This is a genomic window from Nocardioides sp. YJ-D4, from assembly GCF_054031495.1.
This window is the reverse complement of record NZ_CM132932.1, coordinates 5,083,932-5,102,121: the sequence shown is the minus strand read 5'-3', so window position 1 is coordinate 5,102,121 and position 18,190 is coordinate 5,083,932. Positions and strand designations below refer to the sequence as shown.

Annotated in this window: 13 protein-coding genes; 3 read left to right on the top strand and 10 right to left on the bottom strand. The window is 71.4% G+C overall.

Annotated elements, in window-relative coordinates:
* Positions 1–17: 17 nt before the first annotated feature.
* Positions 18–1,400 carry an FAD-binding oxidoreductase gene (locus ACW14X_RS24355; protein ID WP_350719961.1) on the bottom strand — a complete coding sequence of 461 codons (1,383 nt, stop codon included), beginning with the start codon at positions 1,398–1,400 and terminating at the stop codon, positions 18–20.
* 202 nt (positions 1,401–1,602) lie between these two features.
* Between ACW14X_RS24355 and ACW14X_RS24350 the strand changes: the two genes are divergently transcribed.
* Entirely contained in the window at positions 1,603–2,535 is a 933-nt protein-coding gene (locus tag ACW14X_RS24350) for a TerC family protein (protein ID WP_457163616.1), read from the top strand.
* Positions 2,536–2,566: 31 nt separating this feature from the next.
* Here the strand turns inward: ACW14X_RS24350 and ACW14X_RS24345 are convergent, their stop codons facing one another.
* The 3 genes from ACW14X_RS24345 to ACW14X_RS24335 all read right to left on the bottom strand — a co-directional run bounded on the left by ACW14X_RS24345 (position 2,567) and on the right by ACW14X_RS24335 (position 6,943).
* The gene (locus ACW14X_RS24345; protein WP_457163615.1) at positions 2,567–4,951 is read right to left on the bottom strand and encodes an FtsX-like permease family protein; all 2,385 of its coding nucleotides are present in this window, start codon (positions 4,949–4,951) and stop codon (positions 2,567–2,569) included.
* Positions 4,951–5,661, bottom strand: coding sequence for an ABC transporter ATP-binding protein (locus tag ACW14X_RS24340; RefSeq protein ID WP_457163614.1), 711 nt, complete (start codon positions 5,659–5,661; stop codon positions 4,951–4,953). The genes ACW14X_RS24345 and ACW14X_RS24340 overlap by 1 nt, the downstream gene beginning before the upstream one ends.
* Positions 5,662–5,758: 97 nt before the next feature.
* Positions 5,759–6,943 carry a GAF domain-containing protein gene (locus tag ACW14X_RS24335; protein WP_457163613.1) on the bottom strand — a complete coding sequence of 395 codons (1,185 nt, stop codon included), beginning with the start codon at positions 6,941–6,943 and terminating at the stop codon, positions 5,759–5,761.
* Positions 6,944–7,049: 106 nt separating this feature from the next.
* Between ACW14X_RS24335 and ACW14X_RS24330 the strand changes: the two genes are divergently transcribed.
* Positions 7,050–8,876: a flavin-containing monooxygenase gene (locus ACW14X_RS24330; RefSeq protein WP_457163612.1), complete on the top strand. Its 1,827-nt coding sequence runs from the start codon at positions 7,050–7,052 to the stop codon at positions 8,874–8,876.
* Between the two features lie 13 nt (positions 8,877–8,889).
* Here ACW14X_RS24330 and ACW14X_RS24325 read toward each other — a convergent pair whose 3' ends face one another.
* Together ACW14X_RS24325 and ACW14X_RS24320 are read right to left on the bottom strand one after the other, a co-directional pair.
* A complete protein-coding gene (locus ACW14X_RS24325) occupies positions 8,890–9,549 on the bottom strand; it encodes a response regulator (protein ID WP_160021972.1) in 660 nt (219 codons plus the stop codon).
* Positions 9,546–10,772, bottom strand: a complete 1,227-nt coding sequence (locus ACW14X_RS24320) for a sensor histidine kinase (protein ID WP_457163611.1) — start codon at positions 10,770–10,772, stop codon at positions 9,546–9,548. Before ACW14X_RS24320 ends, ACW14X_RS24325 begins: the two co-directional genes overlap by 4 nt.
* 145 nt (positions 10,773–10,917) lie before the next feature.
* Here ACW14X_RS24320 and ACW14X_RS24315 point away from each other — a divergent pair, with 145 nt between their 5' ends.
* Positions 10,918–11,667 carry an SGNH/GDSL hydrolase family protein gene (locus ACW14X_RS24315; RefSeq protein ID WP_457163610.1) on the top strand — a complete coding sequence of 250 codons (750 nt, stop codon included), beginning with the start codon at positions 10,918–10,920 and terminating at the stop codon, positions 11,665–11,667.
* Positions 11,668–11,792: 125 nt separating this feature from the next.
* Here the strand turns inward: ACW14X_RS24315 and ACW14X_RS24310 are convergent, their stop codons facing one another.
* The 4 genes from ACW14X_RS24310 to ACW14X_RS24295 form a co-directional block, all read right to left on the bottom strand.
* The gene (locus ACW14X_RS24310) at positions 11,793–12,572 is read right to left on the bottom strand and encodes a class I SAM-dependent methyltransferase (protein WP_457163609.1); all 780 of its coding nucleotides are present in this window, start codon (positions 12,570–12,572) and stop codon (positions 11,793–11,795) included.
* Positions 12,573–12,677: 105 nt separating this feature from the next.
* Positions 12,678–15,395 carry a DEAD/DEAH box helicase family protein gene (locus ACW14X_RS24305; protein ID WP_457163608.1) on the bottom strand — a complete coding sequence of 906 codons (2,718 nt, stop codon included), beginning with the start codon at positions 15,393–15,395 and terminating at the stop codon, positions 12,678–12,680.
* A 140-nt stretch (positions 15,396–15,535) separates the two neighbouring features.
* On the bottom strand, positions 15,536–16,747 hold the full coding sequence (locus ACW14X_RS24300) for a multidrug effflux MFS transporter (protein ID WP_457163607.1): 1,212 nt from the start codon (positions 16,745–16,747) through the stop codon (positions 15,536–15,538).
* Positions 16,748–16,817: 70 nt separating this feature from the next.
* Entirely contained in the window at positions 16,818–18,101 is a 1,284-nt protein-coding gene (locus tag ACW14X_RS24295) for a hydroxyacid-oxoacid transhydrogenase (RefSeq protein ID WP_457163606.1), read from the bottom strand.
* Positions 18,102–18,190: the final 89 nt, after the last annotated feature.

Below are 18,190 nucleotides of genomic sequence, written 5' to 3'. Positions count from 1 at the left end.
GGGTGTCATGACCGTGGTCAGAACCCGACACCAGGATTGAGAATCCCGAGCGGGTCCAGGGCCGCCTTGATCCGGTGCTGCAGGTCGATGGAGTCGGCGCCGATCTCGGGCTCGAGCCACTTCTGCTTGAGCCGGCCGACGCCGTGCTCGCCGGTCGTGGTGCCTCCGAGCTCGATGGCGAGGGCGAAGATCTCGTCGCCCGCGGCGGTCTCGGCCGGCGGCATCACCCCGGGGACATCGTCGGGCGACGGGTCCCAGCCGATGACCGGGTGGAGGTTGCCGTCGCCGGCATGGGCAAGCGTGTAGGTGCGTACGCCGTGCCGCTCGGCGATCTCGGAGATCCGGTCGACCGCCTCGGCGAGCCGGGACCGGGGCACGCAGATGTCCTCGATGAACCAGGAGCCCTCCGCCTCGATCGCGGGCAGGACCTGGCGACGCGTCTCGACCAGCCGGTCGGAGGACTCCTCGTCGACTCCCTGCTCGATCCAGGTGGCCTCCTTGCCGAGGATCGCCGCGATGGCCTCGATCTCCGTCGCCGCCGCCGGCCCGTCGGCCTGGGCGATCACCAGGGCGTCCCCGCGCTCGGCATAGGAGGTCCCGGCGAACCGGTCGACCGCCTCGAGGCAGCTGCGGTCGAGGAACTCCAACATCGACGGCAGCCGCCGAGCGGCGGCGATCTCGGCGCAGGCGCGGGCGGCCGCGGCCACCGAGGCGTACGCCGCCGACGCGGTCAGCGTGAGCACCGGCCGGGGCTTGAGGCGCAGGGTCGCGCCGACCACGATGCCGAGCGTGCCCTCGGAGCCGACGAAGAGCGCGGTGAGGTCAAGGCCAGCGACGCCCTTCATGGTGCGGCGGCCGGTGTGGATCAGGGTGCCGTCGGCGAGCACGATGTCGAGGCCGAGGACCGCCTCCCGGGTGACCCCGTACTTCACGCAGCGCAGCCCGCCGGCGTTGGTGGCGACGTTGCCGCCGATCGAGCAGATCGCCGCGGAGGCCGGGTCGGGTGCGTACCTCAGCCCCACCTCGGCCGCCGCCGCGTCCAGCCGTGCGTTGAGCACGCCGGGCTCGACGACCGCGATCTCGTCGACCGGGTCGAGCTCGAGGATCCGGTCCATCGCGGACAGGTCGACGACGAGGTGGCCGGTGCCGGCCACCGCTCCCCCGGCCAGCCCGGTGCCCGCACCTCGCGGGACGACCGGCACCCGGTGCGCCGAGGCGACCCGCATCGCCGCCTGGACGTCCGCGATGCTGTGAGCCCTCACCACCGCCAGCGGCAGGCCGGCGGCGACCGATCCGGACCGGTCGGTCGAGGCCGCCAGCAGCGAGATCTCGTCGGTCACCACCTCGGAGACGCCGGCGGCGAGATCATCGACCAGGGAAAGCTGTGACTCCGTCGTCATCCTGACATCCTCTCGCCTGGCCGACTCCTCTGGCGGCCGATTGCCAACCCCTTCAACGTTACCGATACGCTTTCCCTCGAGGGGAGTACCTCACCAAGCTCATTCCGGTCAGTACGTCGGTGCCGACACCGTCCCGGAATGACACCTCGATCTCGGGGTGAGGGAGACCTCAGACGTTCATCGACACGCCTGAGGAACCCGCATGCTCGATACCATCGCCACGCCCACTCTGTGGGCCGTGACCATCGCCGCCGTCGTGGTGCTGATCGCCCTTGACTTCGTCCTGACCCGCAAGCCCCACGACGTCTCCATGAAGGAGGCCATCGGCTGGTCGGCCTTCTACATCGCGCTCCCGCTCGCCTTCGGCGTCTGGGTCTGGAACGCCCACGGAAGCCAGACCGGCTTCGAGTACTACACCGGCTACATCGTCGAGAAGTCGCTCAGCGTCGACAACCTGTTCGTGTTCATGCTGCTGCTCGCCGCGTTCGCGGTGCCACGGCACCTGCAGCAGAAGGTGCTGCTCTTCGGCATCGTCGGGGCGCTCGTGCTGCGCGGCATCTTCATCGCGCTGGGCGCCGCGGCGCTCTCCCAGTGGGACATCGTCTTCCTGATCTTCGGCGTGATCCTGCTGATCACCGCCGCGAAGATCTTCACCGAGGCGCTCCGTGGTCATGACCAGAAGGTCGATCCCGAGGAGATGCTGGCCGTACGCATCGGCCGCAAGATCGGCCTCAAGCCGATGGCCATCGTGGTGCTCGCCATCTTCGCCACCGACATCGTCTTCGCGGTCGACTCGGTGCCGGCGGTCTACGGCATCACCGGCGACCCCTACCTGGTCTTCGCCACCAACGCGTTCGCCCTGCTCGGCCTGCGGGCCCTCTACTTCGTGCTCGAGGGTGCCCTGTCCAAGCTGGTCCACCTCTCCTACGGTCTGGCCGCGATCCTCGCCTTCATCGGCGTCAAGCTCGGCCTGCACTGGGCCCACGGCATCTGGGACAGCGTCCCCGTCGTCCCGACCTGGCTCTCGCTGGTGATCATCGTCGGCATCCTCGCCGTCACCGTCACCACCAGCCTGATCGCCTCCGCGCGCTCCACCTCTCCGGAGGAGGAGAAGAAGGAGCACGCGGAGGTCTGATCAGCGTTGCCCGAAGTCGGCCCAACCAGGGTCAGTCCAGCGCGAGTCCCTCCGCCGGGCTGACCTTGGTGGCCCGCTTGGACGGCGCGACGCAGGAGACCAGGCCGGCCAGGCCTGCGGCCACGACGACCGCCACCAGCTGCAGCACCGGCAGCTCGAAGGTGGCGTCGGGGAGCATGTCGCCGACCAGGATCTCGCTGCCGCCCCAGGCGAAGAAGACGCCCAGCGCGGTGCCGACGAGAGCCGCCACGGCCGAGAGCAGCACCGCCTCGGCGGCCAGAGTCCGCCGCAGCTGGCGCCGGGTCAGGCCCAGCGCCCGCAGCAGCGCGTGCTCACGTCCGCGCTCGAGCACCGAGAGGCCCAGGGTGTTGGCGATACCGGCCAGCGCGATCAGCACCGAGACCGCCAGCAGCCCGATCACCGCCCAGGTGAACACGTCCAGCTGGAGCTCGACCCAGGCGCGCTGGCTCTTGCCGTTGGTGAGCTCGGCGTCCGGAGCGATCGCCCCCAGCGCACCGGCCAGGTCCTCCGGGTCGGCACCGGCGTCGGCACGGACCCAGACGGCGTACGTCTGCGGGTCATCGACCAGGGTTCGCAGCGTGGCCGCGGAGATCTGCGGGGCACCGTCGATCTCGCGTACGTCCAGGGTCACCGTCGCGGTCCGGTCGCCGACGGCCAGCGTGACCTTCTCCCCCGAAGCCTCGAACTCGTCCTTCACGAAGGCCGAGGCGGCCACCGGCGAGATCACCATGGTGCCGGGCCTCACGGTGAGGTCCCTGAGCGGGACGTCACCCGCCGGGGGAGCCACGACCGGCAGCGACACCGGCTTGCCTTCGGCCTTCACCGATGCCATGGCTCCCGGTACGGCGACCGCGTCCGCGACCCCCGGGACCGACTTCGCATCGCCGAGGACCGAGTCCTCCAGAGGCTTCGACTCGGACTGGAGCGCGATGTCGATCGGGTGCTGCTTCGCCATCTCGTCCAGGGTGGCGCCGCGGATGGTCGCCATCCCGGTCAGCACGCCGGTGGTGAGGGTGACGCCGACGAGCAGCGACGCCGCGGTGGCGGCGGTGCGCTTCGGGTTGCGTCCGGCATTGGCCGCGGCGAGCTTCGCCGGGGAACCGGCGACCAGCGCCAGCGCGGACCCGGCCAGCCGCACCAGGCCCGGCACGAGCGCGGGCCCGAGGAGCATCACGCCGATGAAGGTGACCCCACAGCCGACCAGCACGATCAGCATCCCGGTCTGCGAGTCGTCCCAGCCCACCGCCACGAAGATCGTCGCGATTCCGGCGAGCGCCACGACCAGACCGAGGCCGAGCCTGAACAGCCCGGCGCCGCGTACGTCGAAGCCCTCCTGCGGCCGCAGCGCGGCCAGCGGGCTCAGCCGCATCAGCCGGCGCGTCGGCAGCCACGAGGCGACGAGCGTGGTGAGCACGCCGAGGACGAAGGCGCCCACGAGCCACGGCCATTCGAAGGAGACGTCACCCAGCGGCGCGGTCTCGGCGAGCTGGCGTACCAGCGCGACGATCCCCCAGCCGAGCACGACACCGACCACCAGGCCGAGCAACGAGGCGAGGAGCCCGAGTGCGAGCGCCTCGCGGCGTACCGATCGCAGGACCTGACGCTTCGTCGCGCCCATCGCCCGCAGCAGCGCGAAGTCGCGCATCCGCTGGGCGAACAGGATCGAGAAGGTGTTGGTGATGACCAGCACGGAGACGAACAGCGCGATGAAGGCGAAGATCAGGATCATGTACGCCACGATGTTGACCTCCTTGTTGAGCTGGGTCTGCAGCTCGACGAGGTAGTCGTCGGTGTTCAGCCACTTGTCAGCATCGGCACCGGTGCCCGCGGTCATGACGGCCTGGACGTACTGGTTCTCCCAGCCCTCCATCTCGGGCCAAGTGACGTAGATCGGCGAGGACCACATCGACGGGGCATCGACCAGACCGACGACGGTCGTCTCGATCGCGGTCTTCCCGCTGCCGACCTTCAGCGTGTCGCCGATGGCGACCTTGTTGGTCTTGGCGGCGTTGGCGTCGACCACGGCCTCGCCGGGGCGGGTCGGGAACCGGCCCTCCTCGAGGTCCTGCCACTGCCAGCGCTTCTCGGTGGAGACCGCGCCGACCATGATGTCCTGGCCGAGCATGGTCTCGTCGGTGCGGACCGGCTGCGTGGAGGCGGCCAGCGCCCAGCCGCCCTTCTCGACGTACTTCTGGGTGATCTCCTCGGACGGGAGGTCGACCGCTCCGACCGCGTTGCGGAACGGCGCGTCGATGCCCGCGAACAGGCCCGACTTCGTCGCCGAGGTGAGGGCGTTGGTCACCACGATCAGCGCTACCGCGGCGACGACCGCCACGACTGCCGCGGCGTACCGGCGTGCGTATGTCCGCAGGGATGCGAACAGCACCGTCCGCATCAGCGCGTCACCCCTTCGATGTGGCCGTCCTTCACGGTGACGATCTCGTCGGCGTACGCCGCGGCGGAGGCCTCGTGGGTCACCATGACCACGGTCTGACCCAGCTCGCGGACGCTGCGGCGCAGATGGTCGAGCACCTCGGCCGAGGTCTCCGAGTCGAGGTTTCCGGTGGGCTCGTCGGCGAAGAGGATCGCGGGCTGGGTGACCAGCGCACGGGCGATGGCCACGCGCTGCTGCTGGCCGCCGGAGAGCTCGGAGGGCTTGTGGCCCAGGCGCTGGCCGATGCCGAGGGTGTCGGCGATCATCTGCGCCCGGGCGCGGGTCTCGTCGGTCACCCGCTTGCCGGCCAGCTCCAGCGGCAGCTGGATGTTCTGCCCGGCGGTGAGCATCGGCAGCAGGTTGAACGCCTGGAAGACGAAGCCGATGTTCTCCCGCCGGAAGATGGTCAGCTGGTCGTCGTTGAGGTTCTGCAGGGTCTGGCCCGCTACCGTCACCTCACCACCGGTGGGGCGGTCGAGGCCGGCCAGGCAGTGCATCAGCGTCGACTTGCCCGAGCCGCTCGGGCCCATGATCGCGGTGAAGGCGCCGCTGCGGATCTCCAGGTCGACCCCGCGCAGGGCGTGCACCTCGGTCGCACCCTTGCCGTAGGTCTTGGTCAGGCCCACCGCTCGGGCGGCGGCCGTCATCGTGGGAACAGAGGTCTGTGTCATGCCACCGAGCCTCTCGTCGCGACGCGTCAGCCCGCATCGGGCTGGAGGCTGATCCCGGCGTACGACCGGGGGTGGATCGGCAAGGGTCGGCTCAGGGTCATCCCCGGGTGAGCGTCACTCCATCGGCCAGCCGGTAGGGGTTGGTCGCGACCAGGGCACCGATCGAGCGGCGCAGCCGGGAGACCTCGGCGCGGACGGTGACTATGTGCTCGGCGTCGCCGAAGACGGCCTCGCTGAGCCCCCGGGCGGTGAGCCCGGCGGGGCCGGCCCGGTCGACGAGGGTGAGGATCTCGACATGGCGCCGGGTCAGGGTGGTGCGCCACCGACCCGACTCCGAGACGACCTCGAGGGTCCCGTCGGGGTCGAGCCGGGCCGTCAGGGTGCCGGAGGAGCCGGAGGAGGTCGGCCGGACCAGCCAGCCGCGCTCACCGACCCGCTCGGGCAGGCACAGCCCCAGCCCCGGGACGGTCAGCATCTTGTCCTGCCGGGGCGCCGCGATCCGGTCGCGAGCGGCCATCCCCGCGTGGTGGGCGACCCAGCCGTCGTCGTCGACGACCAGCAGCGGACCCTCGACGCCGGAGACGACGTGGTCCGTCTCGCGGCGCAGCCGCTCGAGCCACTCCTGGTGGCGGCGCCACAGGCTCATCTCGGCCAGGCGCACCGCGCTCTCGACCAGGGCGCCGATCGCCGGGTGCAGGGTCAGCGCGGGGCCGCTGACGTCGACGACACCGAGCAGGGCTCCGGTGCGGGGATCGTGGATCGGGGCCGCCGTGCAGTACCAGGGATGCTGGGCCTGCTCGAAGTGCTCCGCGGAGAAGAGCTCGACCGGTGCCGCCTCGGCCAGCGCGGTGCCGATCGCGTTGGTGCCGACCGCGCGCTCGGTCCACAGCGCGCCCTCGACGAAACCGAGCTGGTCGGCGATCTTGAGGACCCGGGCCGAGCCCGCCCGCCACAGCACCACGCCCTCGGCGTCGGTGACCACCATCAGGTACGTCGCCGCATCCGCGGCCGAGGTCAGCACCGCCTTCAGGTCGTCGATCACCATCGCCAGCGGCGAGCGCGCTCTCCTCGCTGCGCACTCGGCTGCCGAGGGCGTACGCCTGCCGTTGCTGCTCCCGGGCTCCAGGCCCATGCTCATCACGCGGCGCCAGGAGCGCTCGACCAGGATCCGGGGTGTGCTCGGCGGACGGGTGCCGGACAGGACGGCGTCGTGGACACGTACGAGATCACGGGCGAGGCGCGGCAGGTCTGCTCCCGCCGGGACTGCTCCGGTCACTGTCATCTGGCGTCCACCTCCGACTCCGAGGGTAGGTGTTCGCTGTGACCGGCGCCACATGCAATCGGCTGCAACCCTTTCTCCTCCGCCCGCGCGGCGGTGTGCTGGGGACATGACCCAGACACTCGAACCCACTCCCGCGGCCGTCCAGAGCGGCCCGGCGCAGACCTGGCTCGCCGACTTCGAGGCCGCCCTGAAGGAGCGCGACATCCCCCGGGCCGCCGGCCTCTTCGCCACGAAGAGCTTCTGGCGCGACCTGGTCGCCTTCTCCTGGAACATCACCACCGTCGAGGATCCCGCCGGGGTCGCCGACCTGCTCTCGGCCACGCTGGAGCGCGTCGACCCCTCCGGCTTCGCGCTCGAGGAGCCGGAGGCGACCGCGGACGGGGTGACCACCGCGTGGTTCACCTTCGAGACCGCGATCGGTCGCGGCCGCGGGCTGCTGCGGCTCAAGGTCGAGGACGACCGCGCGAAGGCGTGGACGTTCCTGACCACGCTCTACGAGCTCAAGGGACACGAGGAACCCCGCGGCGTACGTCGCCCGAGGGGTGCCGAGCACGGCGTCAACCGTGACCGGGTGACCTGGGCGGAGAAGCGGCAGGCCGAGGCGGAGACGCTGGGCCTGACCGAGCAGCCGTACGCGGTGGTCATCGGTGGCGGGCAGGGCGGCATCGCGCTCGGCGCGCGGCTGCGACAGCTCGGGGTGCCCTCCCTCGTCATCGACCGCTACGAGCGGCCCGGTGACCAGTGGCGCGGCCGCTACAAGTCGCTGTGCCTGCACGACCCGGTCTGGTACGACCACCTGCCCTACCTGAAGTTCCCCGACAACTGGCCCGTCTTCGCACCCAAGGACAAGATCGGCGACTGGCTGGAGTCCTACGTCAAGGTGATGGAGGTGCCCTACTGGTCCTCGACCACGGCGACCAGCGCCTCCTACTCGGGGGAGGCCGGCGAGTGGACGGTCACCGTCTCGCGCGGCGGGGAGGAGATCACGCTGCACCCGAAGCAGCTCATCCTGGCCACCGGGATGTCCGGGAAGCCGAACATCCCCGACCTGCCGGGGATGGACATCTTCGAGGGCGAGCAGCACCACTCCTCCAAGCACCCGGGACCGGATGCGTACGAGGGCAAGCGGTGTGTCGTGATCGGGTCGAACAACTCCGCCTTCGACATCTGCGGGGCGCTGTTCGAGCACGGTGCCGACGTGACCATGGTGCAGCGTTCCTCGACCCACATCGTGAAGAGCGACACGCTGATGGACATCGGGCTCGGGGACCTCTACTCCGAGCGTGCGGTCGCCTCCGGGATGACCACGGAGAAGGCCGACCTGGTCTTCGCCTCGCTCCCCTACCGGATCATGCACGAGTTCCAGATCCCTCTCTATGAGCAGATGGCCGAGCGCGACGCCGACTTCTATCAGCGTCTGGAGAAGGCAGGTTTCCGGCACGACTGGGGCGACGACGGCTCCGGGCTGTTCATGAAGTACCTGCGCCGCGGCTCGGGCTACTACATCGACGTGGGCTCGGCCGAGCTGGTCGCCGACGGGTCGGTCAAGCTCGCTCAGGGGCAGGTCTCCCATCTGACCTCGTCGGCCGTCGTGCTCGAGGACGGGACGTCGCTGCCGGCGGACCTGGTCGTGTACGCCACCGGCTACGGCTCCATGAACGGCTGGGCCGCCGACCTGATCAGCCAGGAGGTCGCCGACCGCGTCGGCAAGTGCTGGGGTCTCGGCTCCGACACCACCAAGGACCCCGGGCCGTGGGAGGGCGAGCAGCGCAACATGTGGAAGCCGACCCAGCAGGAGGCGCTGTGGTTCCACGGCGGCAACCTGCACCAGTCGCGCCACTACTCGCTCTATCTCGCGCTGCAGCTCAAGGCCCGGTTCGAGGGGATCGAGACGACGGTCTACAACCTGGCGCCGGTGCATCACCTCGCCTAGGGACTCTCCGGAGTCAGCGGCCGACCAGACCGGTCTCGTAGGCCAGCACCACGAGCTGGACGCGGTCACGAGAGCCGGTCTTGGCCAGCAGCCGGCCGACGTGGGTCTTCACGGTGGCCTCGGCGACCACGAAGGTCTCGGCGATCTCGGTGTTGGACAGGCCGCGGCCGACCAGCGTGAGCACCTCGCGCTCACGCTCGGTCAGCGCCTCCAGCCGCCCCTCGATCGCCGGCCCGGCGGTCGCGGGTGCGGAGGCGGCGAAGTGCTCCAGCAGGCGCCGAGTGGTGCTCGGCGCGACGACCGAGTCGCCAGCGTGCACGGTGCGGATCGCGGTCAGCAGGTCCTCGGGGCGGGCGTCCTTGAGCAGGAAGGCAGCGGCGCCCGCCCGGATGGCGGCGAAGGCGTACTCGTCGAGGTCGAAGGTGGTCAGCACGATCACCCGCGGTGCACCCTGGCGGCCGGCGACCAGACCGGTCGCCTCGACGCCGTCCATGCGGGGCATGCGTACGTCCATCAGGACCACGTCGGCCTCGATCCGGCCCAGCGCGGCGACGGCCTCCTGGCCGTCGCCCGCCTCGCCGACGACGCTCAGGTCGGGCTGGGAGTCGATGAGCATCCGGAAGCCGGCACGGACGAGCTCCTGGTCGTCCACGAGAAAGACACGGATCGTCATAGCGGGAGTCTTGCGTAGACCCGGAAGCCACCGCCGGATGCGGGGCCGGTCTCGAGTGTCCCGTCGTGGGCGGAGATGCGCTCGCGCATCCCGACGAGGCCGAGGCCGCCCGGCTGCGCCGTGGCGTCCGCGGCTGCACCTCGGCCGTTGTCGCTGACCTCGATCGCGAGACTGCCGTCCTCGGCGGTCACGGTGACTCTGGCCGCGGCGCCCGGACCGGCGTGCTTGCGTACGTTGCTGAGCGACTCCTGCACCACTCGGTAGGCGGTCAGCGCGACACCCTCGGGCACGGCGAGACCGGGCTCGGGAAGGTTCGCGGCGAGCTCCATGCCACCTGCCCGGGTCTCCTCGACGAGGGTCGCGATGTCGCCCAGCCGTGGCTGCGGACGGGTCAGCGTGTCCCCGTCGCGCAGCAGACCGAGGAGCTGCCGCATCTCGGTCAGCGCCTCCCGGGCGGTCTGCGCGACGGTCTCCAGGGCCTTCGGGGCGAGGGCCGGGTCCTGCTCGGCGGCATAGCGCGCGCCGTCGGCCTGGACCACGATCACGCTCAGCCCGTGGGCGACCACGTCGTGCATCTCGCGCGCGATCCGCGCCCGCTCCTGGGTCGCTCCGAGCTCGGCACGCTGCTCGGCCTCGCGGCGCAGCTGCTCGTTGCGCTGGATCAGCGAATCGACGTACGCCGTTCTTGTGCGCGCCAGCGCTCCCAGTGCCCAGGCGGCCACGGGGAAGGTGGCGAGCGACAGCACGACCGGGACGTAGGTGCTCCAGTTGATCTCGTCCTGGGCCGGGCCGTTGGAGGCGGCATCGACGGCGCCCAGCCAGTCGTAGGCGCCGAGGACGGACCCGAAGAGACCCACCGCGAGCGCGGCCAGGCCCCAGCGCGGCCGGGCGTAACGCGCCACCGAGTAGACCGCGATCGGGAAGGAGACCTGGGAGACGAGCGGATAGTCGAGAAGGAGCACCTGCAGCCCGCAGGCTCCGGCGACGATGGCGTAGACGATCACCGGGTGCCGGCGGCGCCACAGCAGCGGCACCAGCTGGATCACCACGAGCACCAGGTCGGCGACGTGGTTGACGCTGGACACGTCCTGGGCCGCGCCGCCGCTGAGCAGCGCCTGGATCGCGTAGAACGGGATGATCAGGAACAGGGTGCCCGCGAGCAGTACGTCGAACCACCATCGCCCACGCGGGCCGAGCCGCCAGGGCCGTACCAACTCCTCCACGCCCCCACCGTAGAGGAGCCGAGGCGGCCACGACGTCAGCCCGGGGACGGATGTGCTCCTCAGACCCGCGGCGGACTAGAATCCAGAGGCTGGCGATGGCCAAGTAAATGGTTTGGTCGCCGCTTGATGGTGCTTGGGAGGGCTCGTGGAGGCAGTGCGCTACGTCGCGATCGGTGACTCGTTCACGGAGGGAGTCGGCGACGAGACTCCTGACGGTCATGTACGCGGCTGGGCCGATCTGGTCGCCCAGGGCTGGGCCGCTTCGGGCGTGCGGGTGGAGTATGCCAACCTCGCGATCCGCGGGCGCCTGATCCGCCCGATCGTCGAGGAGCAGCTCCCCGCCGCGCTCGCGCTCAAGCCGACCCACCTCTCCTTCAACGGCGGCGGGAACGACATGCTCCGCCCGAAGGCCGACGCGAACGCGATCGCCGACTTCCTCCATCCCGTACTCGAGGCCTGCGACGCCCACGGGATCAAGCTGATCCTGCTCTCCGGCGCCAACCCCTCGGCCCGGCTCCCGCTCGGCAAGGTCTTCCAGCGTCGCGGCGACGAGCTCGTCGGCCTGGTCGAGCAGCGGATCGCCCATCGTGACGACGTCGTACGGGCCTACAACTGGCCGGACACCACCCTCACCGACGGCCGCTTCTGGTCCGAGGACCGCCTCCACATGAACGCCCGCGGCCACCACCGCGTCGCCGCCCGCGTCCTCGACGCGCTCGGCGTCGAGGTCCCCGAGGGCTGGTGGGACCTCGACTTCGAGGGCGCTGCGGGCAAGAAGGGCCTGGCCTACTACCGCGAGTTCGTCGGCCCGTGGATCCACCGCCGCCTCACCGGCCGCTCCTCCGGCGACGGGCGCACGGCCAAGTTCCCCACCTGGACCCCGATCGCCAACTGAGCCGAGGCGTCAGGTACGTCGGTCGAAGCGTCACGTACGTCGGCCGAGTGGGCATGCTGTGCCAGCTCGGCCAGCGCGAGTGACGCCTCGGCCGACGGGAGCGACGCCTCGCTGGGACCGAATGGTCAGAGTCGTCGTACGCGGAGCACGCAGGTGACCATCGGCAGGGTGAACTCGCCGGCCAACGTCTCCGGCCTGGTGGCGAGGTAGCGCCGGATCCGGGCGAGGGTGGCCTCTCGTTCCTCGTCCGGCATGACCAGCATCCCGGCGCGGGTGCCGAGCGTGGCGACGAGCGAGTCGGCGGTGCGGTGCTGCCCGTGCTGGAAACCGGCCTGTTCCGGGGAGCCGAAGCGGACCGGCGCGTCCGTCGTCGGCAGGTGCAGGGCCGCTGTCTCCGTACGCCAGCTCGCCGGGGTGTCGCGTGGTCCGATCGCCGCGGGGCCGCTGACCCTCGCCAGCCCGGCGACCCAGTCGACGCTGTCGTCGACGGTGTTCCACAGACCGGCGAGCACCCCGCCCGGCGCGAGCACCCTGGCGATCTCGGGGCCGGCGACGGCCATGTCGAACCAGTGCATCGCGTTGCCGGCGAGGACCGCGTCGACGGAGCCGTCCGGGAGCGGGATCGACTCGGCGCTGCCCGACAGCGCCGCGACCTCGGGCAGGCTCCTTCGCAGCTCCGCCAGCATCGCCTGGTCGGGTTCGACGGCCGTGACGTCCGTACCGATCGCCGCCAGGGTGGCGGTGAGCTTCCCGGTGCCGGCGCCGAGGTCGAGCACCCGCAGCCCCGGCGCCGGTTCGAGCGCCCACCGGATCGCGTCGTGCGCGTAGTCGGGACGATGGGCGGCGTACGCGTTCGCTGCCGCGCCGAAGGATGCGGCGTACCGGTGCCGGAGGTCCGAGTCCACGCAGGCAACACTCCGGTACGTCGCCACAACTGACAACTCGATTGCCATAACTGACGTCTCGGCCGACGTAAGTGACGTCTCGGCCGCCGTAGGCGCCGTCTCGGCTCAGGACCAGTGGCGGCGGATGACGGCGGTGATGTCGAAGGGGTCGGCGCCGCGCTGGGCGGCGAGAACGCCGGTGCCTTCGGGTGAGCCGGTGTAGAGCAGGCCGGAGCCGCCTACCCAGTGTTCCCAGACGGCGAGGAACGACTTCGCGTCGGCGGCTCGACGGCCGAGGGCGGTGGGGACCGCGTGCCAGGCCTCGGCGTTCGCGGCGAGCCTGCCCGAGACGCCCAGCCGCAGCCTCTCGAGGGCATTCAGGTCGCCGGTGATCGGGCGCGAGACCAGGTAGCGGGGCGCGGCGATCGGTGCCAGCGCCTCCTCGAGCGAGGCGGCGAAGAGTGCCGACTCGCCCTCGGGCACCCCGGCGAGGTGGAGGCGATAGCTGCCGTCGCTGTCCACGGCGATCTCGAGGCTGTCGGCGCCGGCCGAGGTATGTCCGGTCGTCTTCAGCGCGTCGGCGACCGCCGCACCGACCGCGCCGACACTCGGGCGCCGGCGCAGCTGGGAGGCGATCCGGGTGCCGTCCCGATAGACGTTCATGGCCCACAGCGCCCAGAGCCCACCGACCGCGCCGCCGACGGCCGCTGCGGCCCCGCCTGTGGCACCGAAGGCGAGCGCGAGGACCAGCCCTAAGCTCAGCAGAACCGCGGTGGCGAGGACGACCGGCGCCGGCAACCGCCACTCCGGTACCCGGCCCTCCAGCAGCCGGAATCCCGGTGGCCGTGGCGTGAGCACGACACCCGACGGCGCACGCAGCGCACCCGCCCGGCGGAGCCGGATCCTGACGGTGCGGCCGGCGACGTCGGCGTACGGCTCCCCGATCCGCCACCGCTCCCGGATCGCCGTGCGGTCCTCCGAACGGGCGACCATGCGGGCGTTGACCGTGTCGAAGTCGGACTCCGGCGGGGCGGCGTACGGGGAGAACGACTCGTCGATGTGGCCGACGCCGTCGACGACCGAGCCGTCCTCGTCGGCGCCGAAGAAGCCGGTGTGCTTGCGGACCAGGCGCTTCCAGTCGTTGTCGCCGCGCGGGTGCTCCTCCTCGACGCAGACGACCGTCCAGTTGACCGCGACCTTGTCGGGCCGCGCCGGATCCGTACGCAGCGACCGCCCGCGCAGCTGCACGACCGCGGTCGTGGTCGTCGCCGCGGTGAGGTCGACGATCCCGGTGACCGACCGGGCGTCCCAGCCCTCCCCGAGCAGGCCGCGCGTGCCGACCAGCACCCGGCAGCCGCCGGCCTCGAAGAACCGGGTCACGTGCCCGACCCACTGCCGGCTCCCCCAGCGTCCCACGAGCGTGGCGTACGCCTCCCCCGGCTCGACCTCCAGAGCCTCCGCCAGCGCGGGGTCGGTCTCGGCGATGTGCTCGACCAGCGCGGCGAGGGTCGCCGCGGGTCCGGCGACGGTGGCGCCGGTGACCAGCAGGACGTCGTCGTGGGACCCGCACAGCGTCGCGAGCACCGCCCGAGCGGAGCCGGACTGCTCGGCGATCACCCCGCGCAGGTCGATCGGCAGCGTGGCCGAGGCCCGCTCGTGGTCGGTGACGACCAGCAGCCGCAGCGAGTCACCGTGGGCCAGACGCTCGTGGTCCACGATGGCCGCGGTCGCCGTCGTCTTCGCCTCCGAGCGCGCCAGCACCCGGTCGACGGGCGAGCGCCCGGCCCGGATGCCACGCCGGGTCAGCGAGTAGCCGACCGCCGGCAGCGCCTGCTTGATCGCGGCCAGCGCCGCTTGGTCGGCCTCCGCCTCGGAGGCGGCCAGATGTCCGCGTACCCAGTCACCGATCAGCGCCACCCAGTCCTCGGCCGAGGGATCCCGACGGTGCGCCTCGGTCAGGGTCGCCCCGTCGGGCAGGGCGAGCAGCCCGCGATGGTGGGCCCGCAGAGCCGCCGTGGCCACGTCGGGCATCGCCTTCGTGAGCTCGGCCCAGGACGGAGCCCCCGCCGACCGGGACACGAAGCGCCGGTCCAGCCAGGTCAGGAACGGCACGCTGCCCAGATCGGCCGAGGTCAGCGCGGTGAGCAGCTCCTCGAACCGCTCCGCGCTTGCCCGCAGCCATTCCCGCTCGCTTGTCGTCGGCGCGGTCAGCCAGACCAGGTCCGCGAACGGCGCCAGGTCGCCCTCGCGCACCACGGCCGGGATCGAGGTCGAGAAGACGATCTCGCCGAACAGCAGCCCGACCAGCGCGGACTCCTCCTTGGTCAGCGCCTCGGGTGGAGTCGCGGTCAACCCCAGCACCCGCGCGTCCGGCAGCAGCAGGAGGATCTCGCCGAGCAGCTCGCCCCAGACCTCGAGCAGGTGGTGGCACTCGTCCAGCACGAGCAGCAGCGGCCCGGCCGTACGCAGCGCCGAGACCAGCGCCCGGCCGTTGTCGTGCAGCCTGGCCAGATGGCTCTCCCCGGTCTCCGCCTCGTCGTCGGGATCGCCGAAGACCGCGACCGACTGGTAGGTCAGCGAGGTCAGCGGCGCGTCCAGATCCCGCGACGAGGACGCCGAGAGTCCCAGCGCGGCCGCCTGGCGCAGCCACTGCCCCTGGATGGCCGTGTTGGGGCTGAGTACGACGACCTTCGCCCCGTCCGCGATCGCCTCGCGTGCCGTCTCCAGCCCAACCAGCGTCTTCCCGGCGCCGGGCGGCAGCACCACCCACGCCCGCGACCGCCCCGCACCCCAGGCCGCGCTCAGTGCGGAGAGCGCACGCTGCTGATGGACACGGAGCTTCATTCAGCGAAGCCTAGCCAGCGCCGAGGCGTCACCCGCGTCGGCCGAGGCGTCAGGTACGTCGGGCGAGTGGGCACCCCCGTGCCCACTCGGCCGACCCGAGTGACGTTTCGGCCGACGCAGGTGACGCCTCGGCAGGGTTGCTAGGCGGCGGTCGCGAAGGCCGCCTCGGACTCCGGGTTGCGGGCTACGGAGCGGCGGGCGAGGGCGAACGCGACGGCACCGAGGACCGAGGTGACGACCATGGTGATCGCCAGCGGAACCGCGGTGTGCTCACCGGCGACGGCGCCGAGCGGTGAGGCGAGGCCGCCGCCGAGGAACATGATCCCGCCCATCAGCGCCGAGCCGGCGCCGACCGAGGGACGGGCCTGCTCGATGGCCAGGGCGCCGGTGTTGCCCATGATCAGGCCGACGCAGGTGGTGACGACCAGGATCGGCAGCAGGATGAGCGCCTTCGGCACCGGCAGCAGCGCGACGACGAGCACGAACAGTGCGCCGATGGCGAGCACCGGCTGCGCCGACCGGATGATCTGCGCCGGGTGCACCTGCCGCTTGGCCAGCCGTGCCGAGAAGAGCCCGGCGACCGTCAGGAAGGCGGCGTTGACCGCGAACCCGATGCCGTAGACCGCCGCCGACGTGCCGATCACCGACTGGTAGAGGAACGAGGAGGAGGAGACGTACGTCATCAGGGTGGCGAACGTGAGCGACTGCGTCAGCGTGTAGCCGAGGAAGGCGGGCTTGGCGAGGAGACGGCCGAGGTCGGCGTACTCGACCCGGCGGCTGCGCCGCTCGACGGGGAGCGACTCGCGGATCACCAGCATCACGACGACGACCTGCGCGACGGCGATCGCGGCCACGATGCCGAGCACCCCGCGCCACGGCACGAACCCGGCGAGGGCGCCGCCGATCACCGGGGCCAGGATCGGCGCGATCCCGCTGATCGACATCATGATCGACATCGCCCGGGCGGCGGCGAAGCCGTGGAGTACGTCGGCCACGATCGCCCGCGCCATCACGATCCCCGCCGCGGCGGCGAGCGCCTGGATGAAGCGGGCCGTGATCAGCAGCTCGACGGTGGGTGCCAGAGCGGCCAGCACACCGGCCGCGGCGGCCACGACCGAGCCGATCAGGAGCGGCTTGAGCCGTCCGAAGCGGTCGGAGATCGGCCCCCAGGCGATCTGTCCGAGCGCGAGCCCGATCAGGAAGGCGGTGAGGGTGAGCTGGACGTTGCTCGCCGCGGCCCCCAGATCGCTGCCGATCTGCGGGAAGGACGGTAGGTAGAAGTCGATCGCCAACGGCGCGGATGCCGAGAGCAGGGCGAGCGCGAGCAAGAGCCGCGGCGGGACTGACGTCACCGAGTGAACCTCCGGAGAGTTTGGTTGAAGAAGACAACCAACCGAACGCCGAAGTCCCGCCGGGCATTCCTCACCAGAGCGTGACGGACCTCTCGAAGATCCCGGTCAGGTCCTCCGCCGACGGCTGCTTCGGCGCGGTGGCGAGCAGCCGCTGCTGCTTGAGCGCCCCTTCGACCAGGTCGGGGATGTCGCCGGCGACGTAGCCGACCTCGCCGATCCCGGCCGGGATGCCGATGTCCCGCATCAGGTCGCTCAGCACCCGGGGCAGCAGGTCGCGCGGCTCCTCCTGAGACTCGTCGAAGCCGGGAGCCAGCAGCCGGGCCGCACGCAGGTGCCGCTCAGGAGCGGCGTCGAAGGTGTAGCGGAAGGCCTCCGGAGCGGTCAGCGAGACGGCCATCCCGTGCGGCACCAGCGCCTCGTCGCCGGGGTAGTCCTTGGGGTGGAAGTCGCGCACCCGCCCGGCGATCGGGTAGGCGCAGGCGTGCGGGATGTGCACGCCTGCGTTGCCGAAGCCCAGACCCGCGAAGGTCGCCGCGAACGCCATGTCACCGCGTGCGAGCGTGTCGTCGCCGTGCGCGACCGCCTGCCGGAACGAGCCCGCCAGCAGCGACAGCCCCTTCTCCGACCACATGTCGGAGATCGGGTTGGCGCCGCAGTAGGGGACGCGCTGATCAGGCGACTTGCGATCGTAGGAGGTGTAGGGGCGGGCCGTGTAGCTCTCCAGCGCGTGGCACAGGATGTCCATCCCGGAGGCGGCGGTCACCCCGGCGGGCTGGGTCATCATCAGGTCGGGGTCGACGACGGCCAGCGTGGGGCGCAGGCGCGCGTGCGAGATCCCGGTCTTCACCTTGAGCGACAGCACGTCGAGCACGCACACGGTCGTCGACTCCGCACCGGTGCCGGTGGTGGTCGGCACCGCGACCAGGGGCAGCAGCGGGTTGGCCGGCGCGAGCCCGCGTCCCACCGGCGCATTGAGGTAGTCCATCAGGTCGCCGTCGTTGGTGGTCAGCAGGTTGACCGCCTTCGCGGTGTCGATGCTCGACCCGCCCCCGACCGCCACGATCGCGTCGAACGGCCCGTGCTCGCGGGCGAACTCGACCGCCTCGCGCATGCTCTCGTCGGTCGGCTCGACATGGACGCCGTCGAAGACGACGGCAGTGACGTCGTACGCCTTCATCTGCTCGGCCGCGCGCTGCGGCAGCCCGGTCGCGGAGATGCCGGGATCGGTCACCACGAGGGCGCGGCGGGCGCCCAGCGACGCGAGGTCGTAGCCGATCTCGGCCGAGGCGCCGGTGCCGAACTTGAGCTGCGGGGAGCCATAGGTGAACACGGTCTCAGGTGTGGCGTGCGTCATGAGGCGCACGATATCGACCGGCTCCCACCCGCATCACCGGTCGGAGTGCCCAAACGTCTCGTGAGACACCCGTGGTCTTAAGTCATGTA

Excerpts from the sequence above, each read along its gene's own strand:
- ACW14X_RS24295 (WP_457163606.1), bottom strand. The coding sequence starts at position 18,101 with ATGACGCACGCCACACCTGAGACCGTGTTCACCTATGGCTCCCCGCAG.
- ACW14X_RS24335 (WP_457163613.1), bottom strand. The coding sequence starts at position 6,943 with ATGACAGTGACCGGAGCAGTCCCGGCGGGAGCAGACCTGCCGCGCCTC.
- ACW14X_RS24345 (WP_457163615.1), bottom strand. The coding sequence starts at position 4,951 with ATGCGGACGGTGCTGTTCGCATCCCTGCGGACATACGCACGCCGGTAC.
- ACW14X_RS24330 (WP_457163612.1), top strand. The coding sequence starts at position 7,050 with ATGACCCAGACACTCGAACCCACTCCCGCGGCCGTCCAGAGCGGCCCG.
- ACW14X_RS24350 (WP_457163616.1), top strand. The coding sequence starts at position 1,603 with ATGCTCGATACCATCGCCACGCCCACTCTGTGGGCCGTGACCATCGCC.
- ACW14X_RS24340 (WP_457163614.1), bottom strand. The coding sequence starts at position 5,661 with ATGACACAGACCTCTGTTCCCACGATGACGGCCGCCGCCCGAGCGGTG.
- ACW14X_RS24325 (WP_160021972.1), bottom strand. The coding sequence starts at position 9,549 with ATGACGATCCGTGTCTTTCTCGTGGACGACCAGGAGCTCGTCCGTGCC.
- ACW14X_RS24355 (WP_350719961.1), bottom strand. The coding sequence starts at position 1,400 with ATGACGACGGAGTCACAGCTTTCCCTGGTCGATGATCTCGCCGCCGGC.
- ACW14X_RS24305 (WP_457163608.1), bottom strand. The coding sequence starts at position 15,395 with ATGAAGCTCCGTGTCCATCAGCAGCGTGCGCTCTCCGCACTGAGCGCG.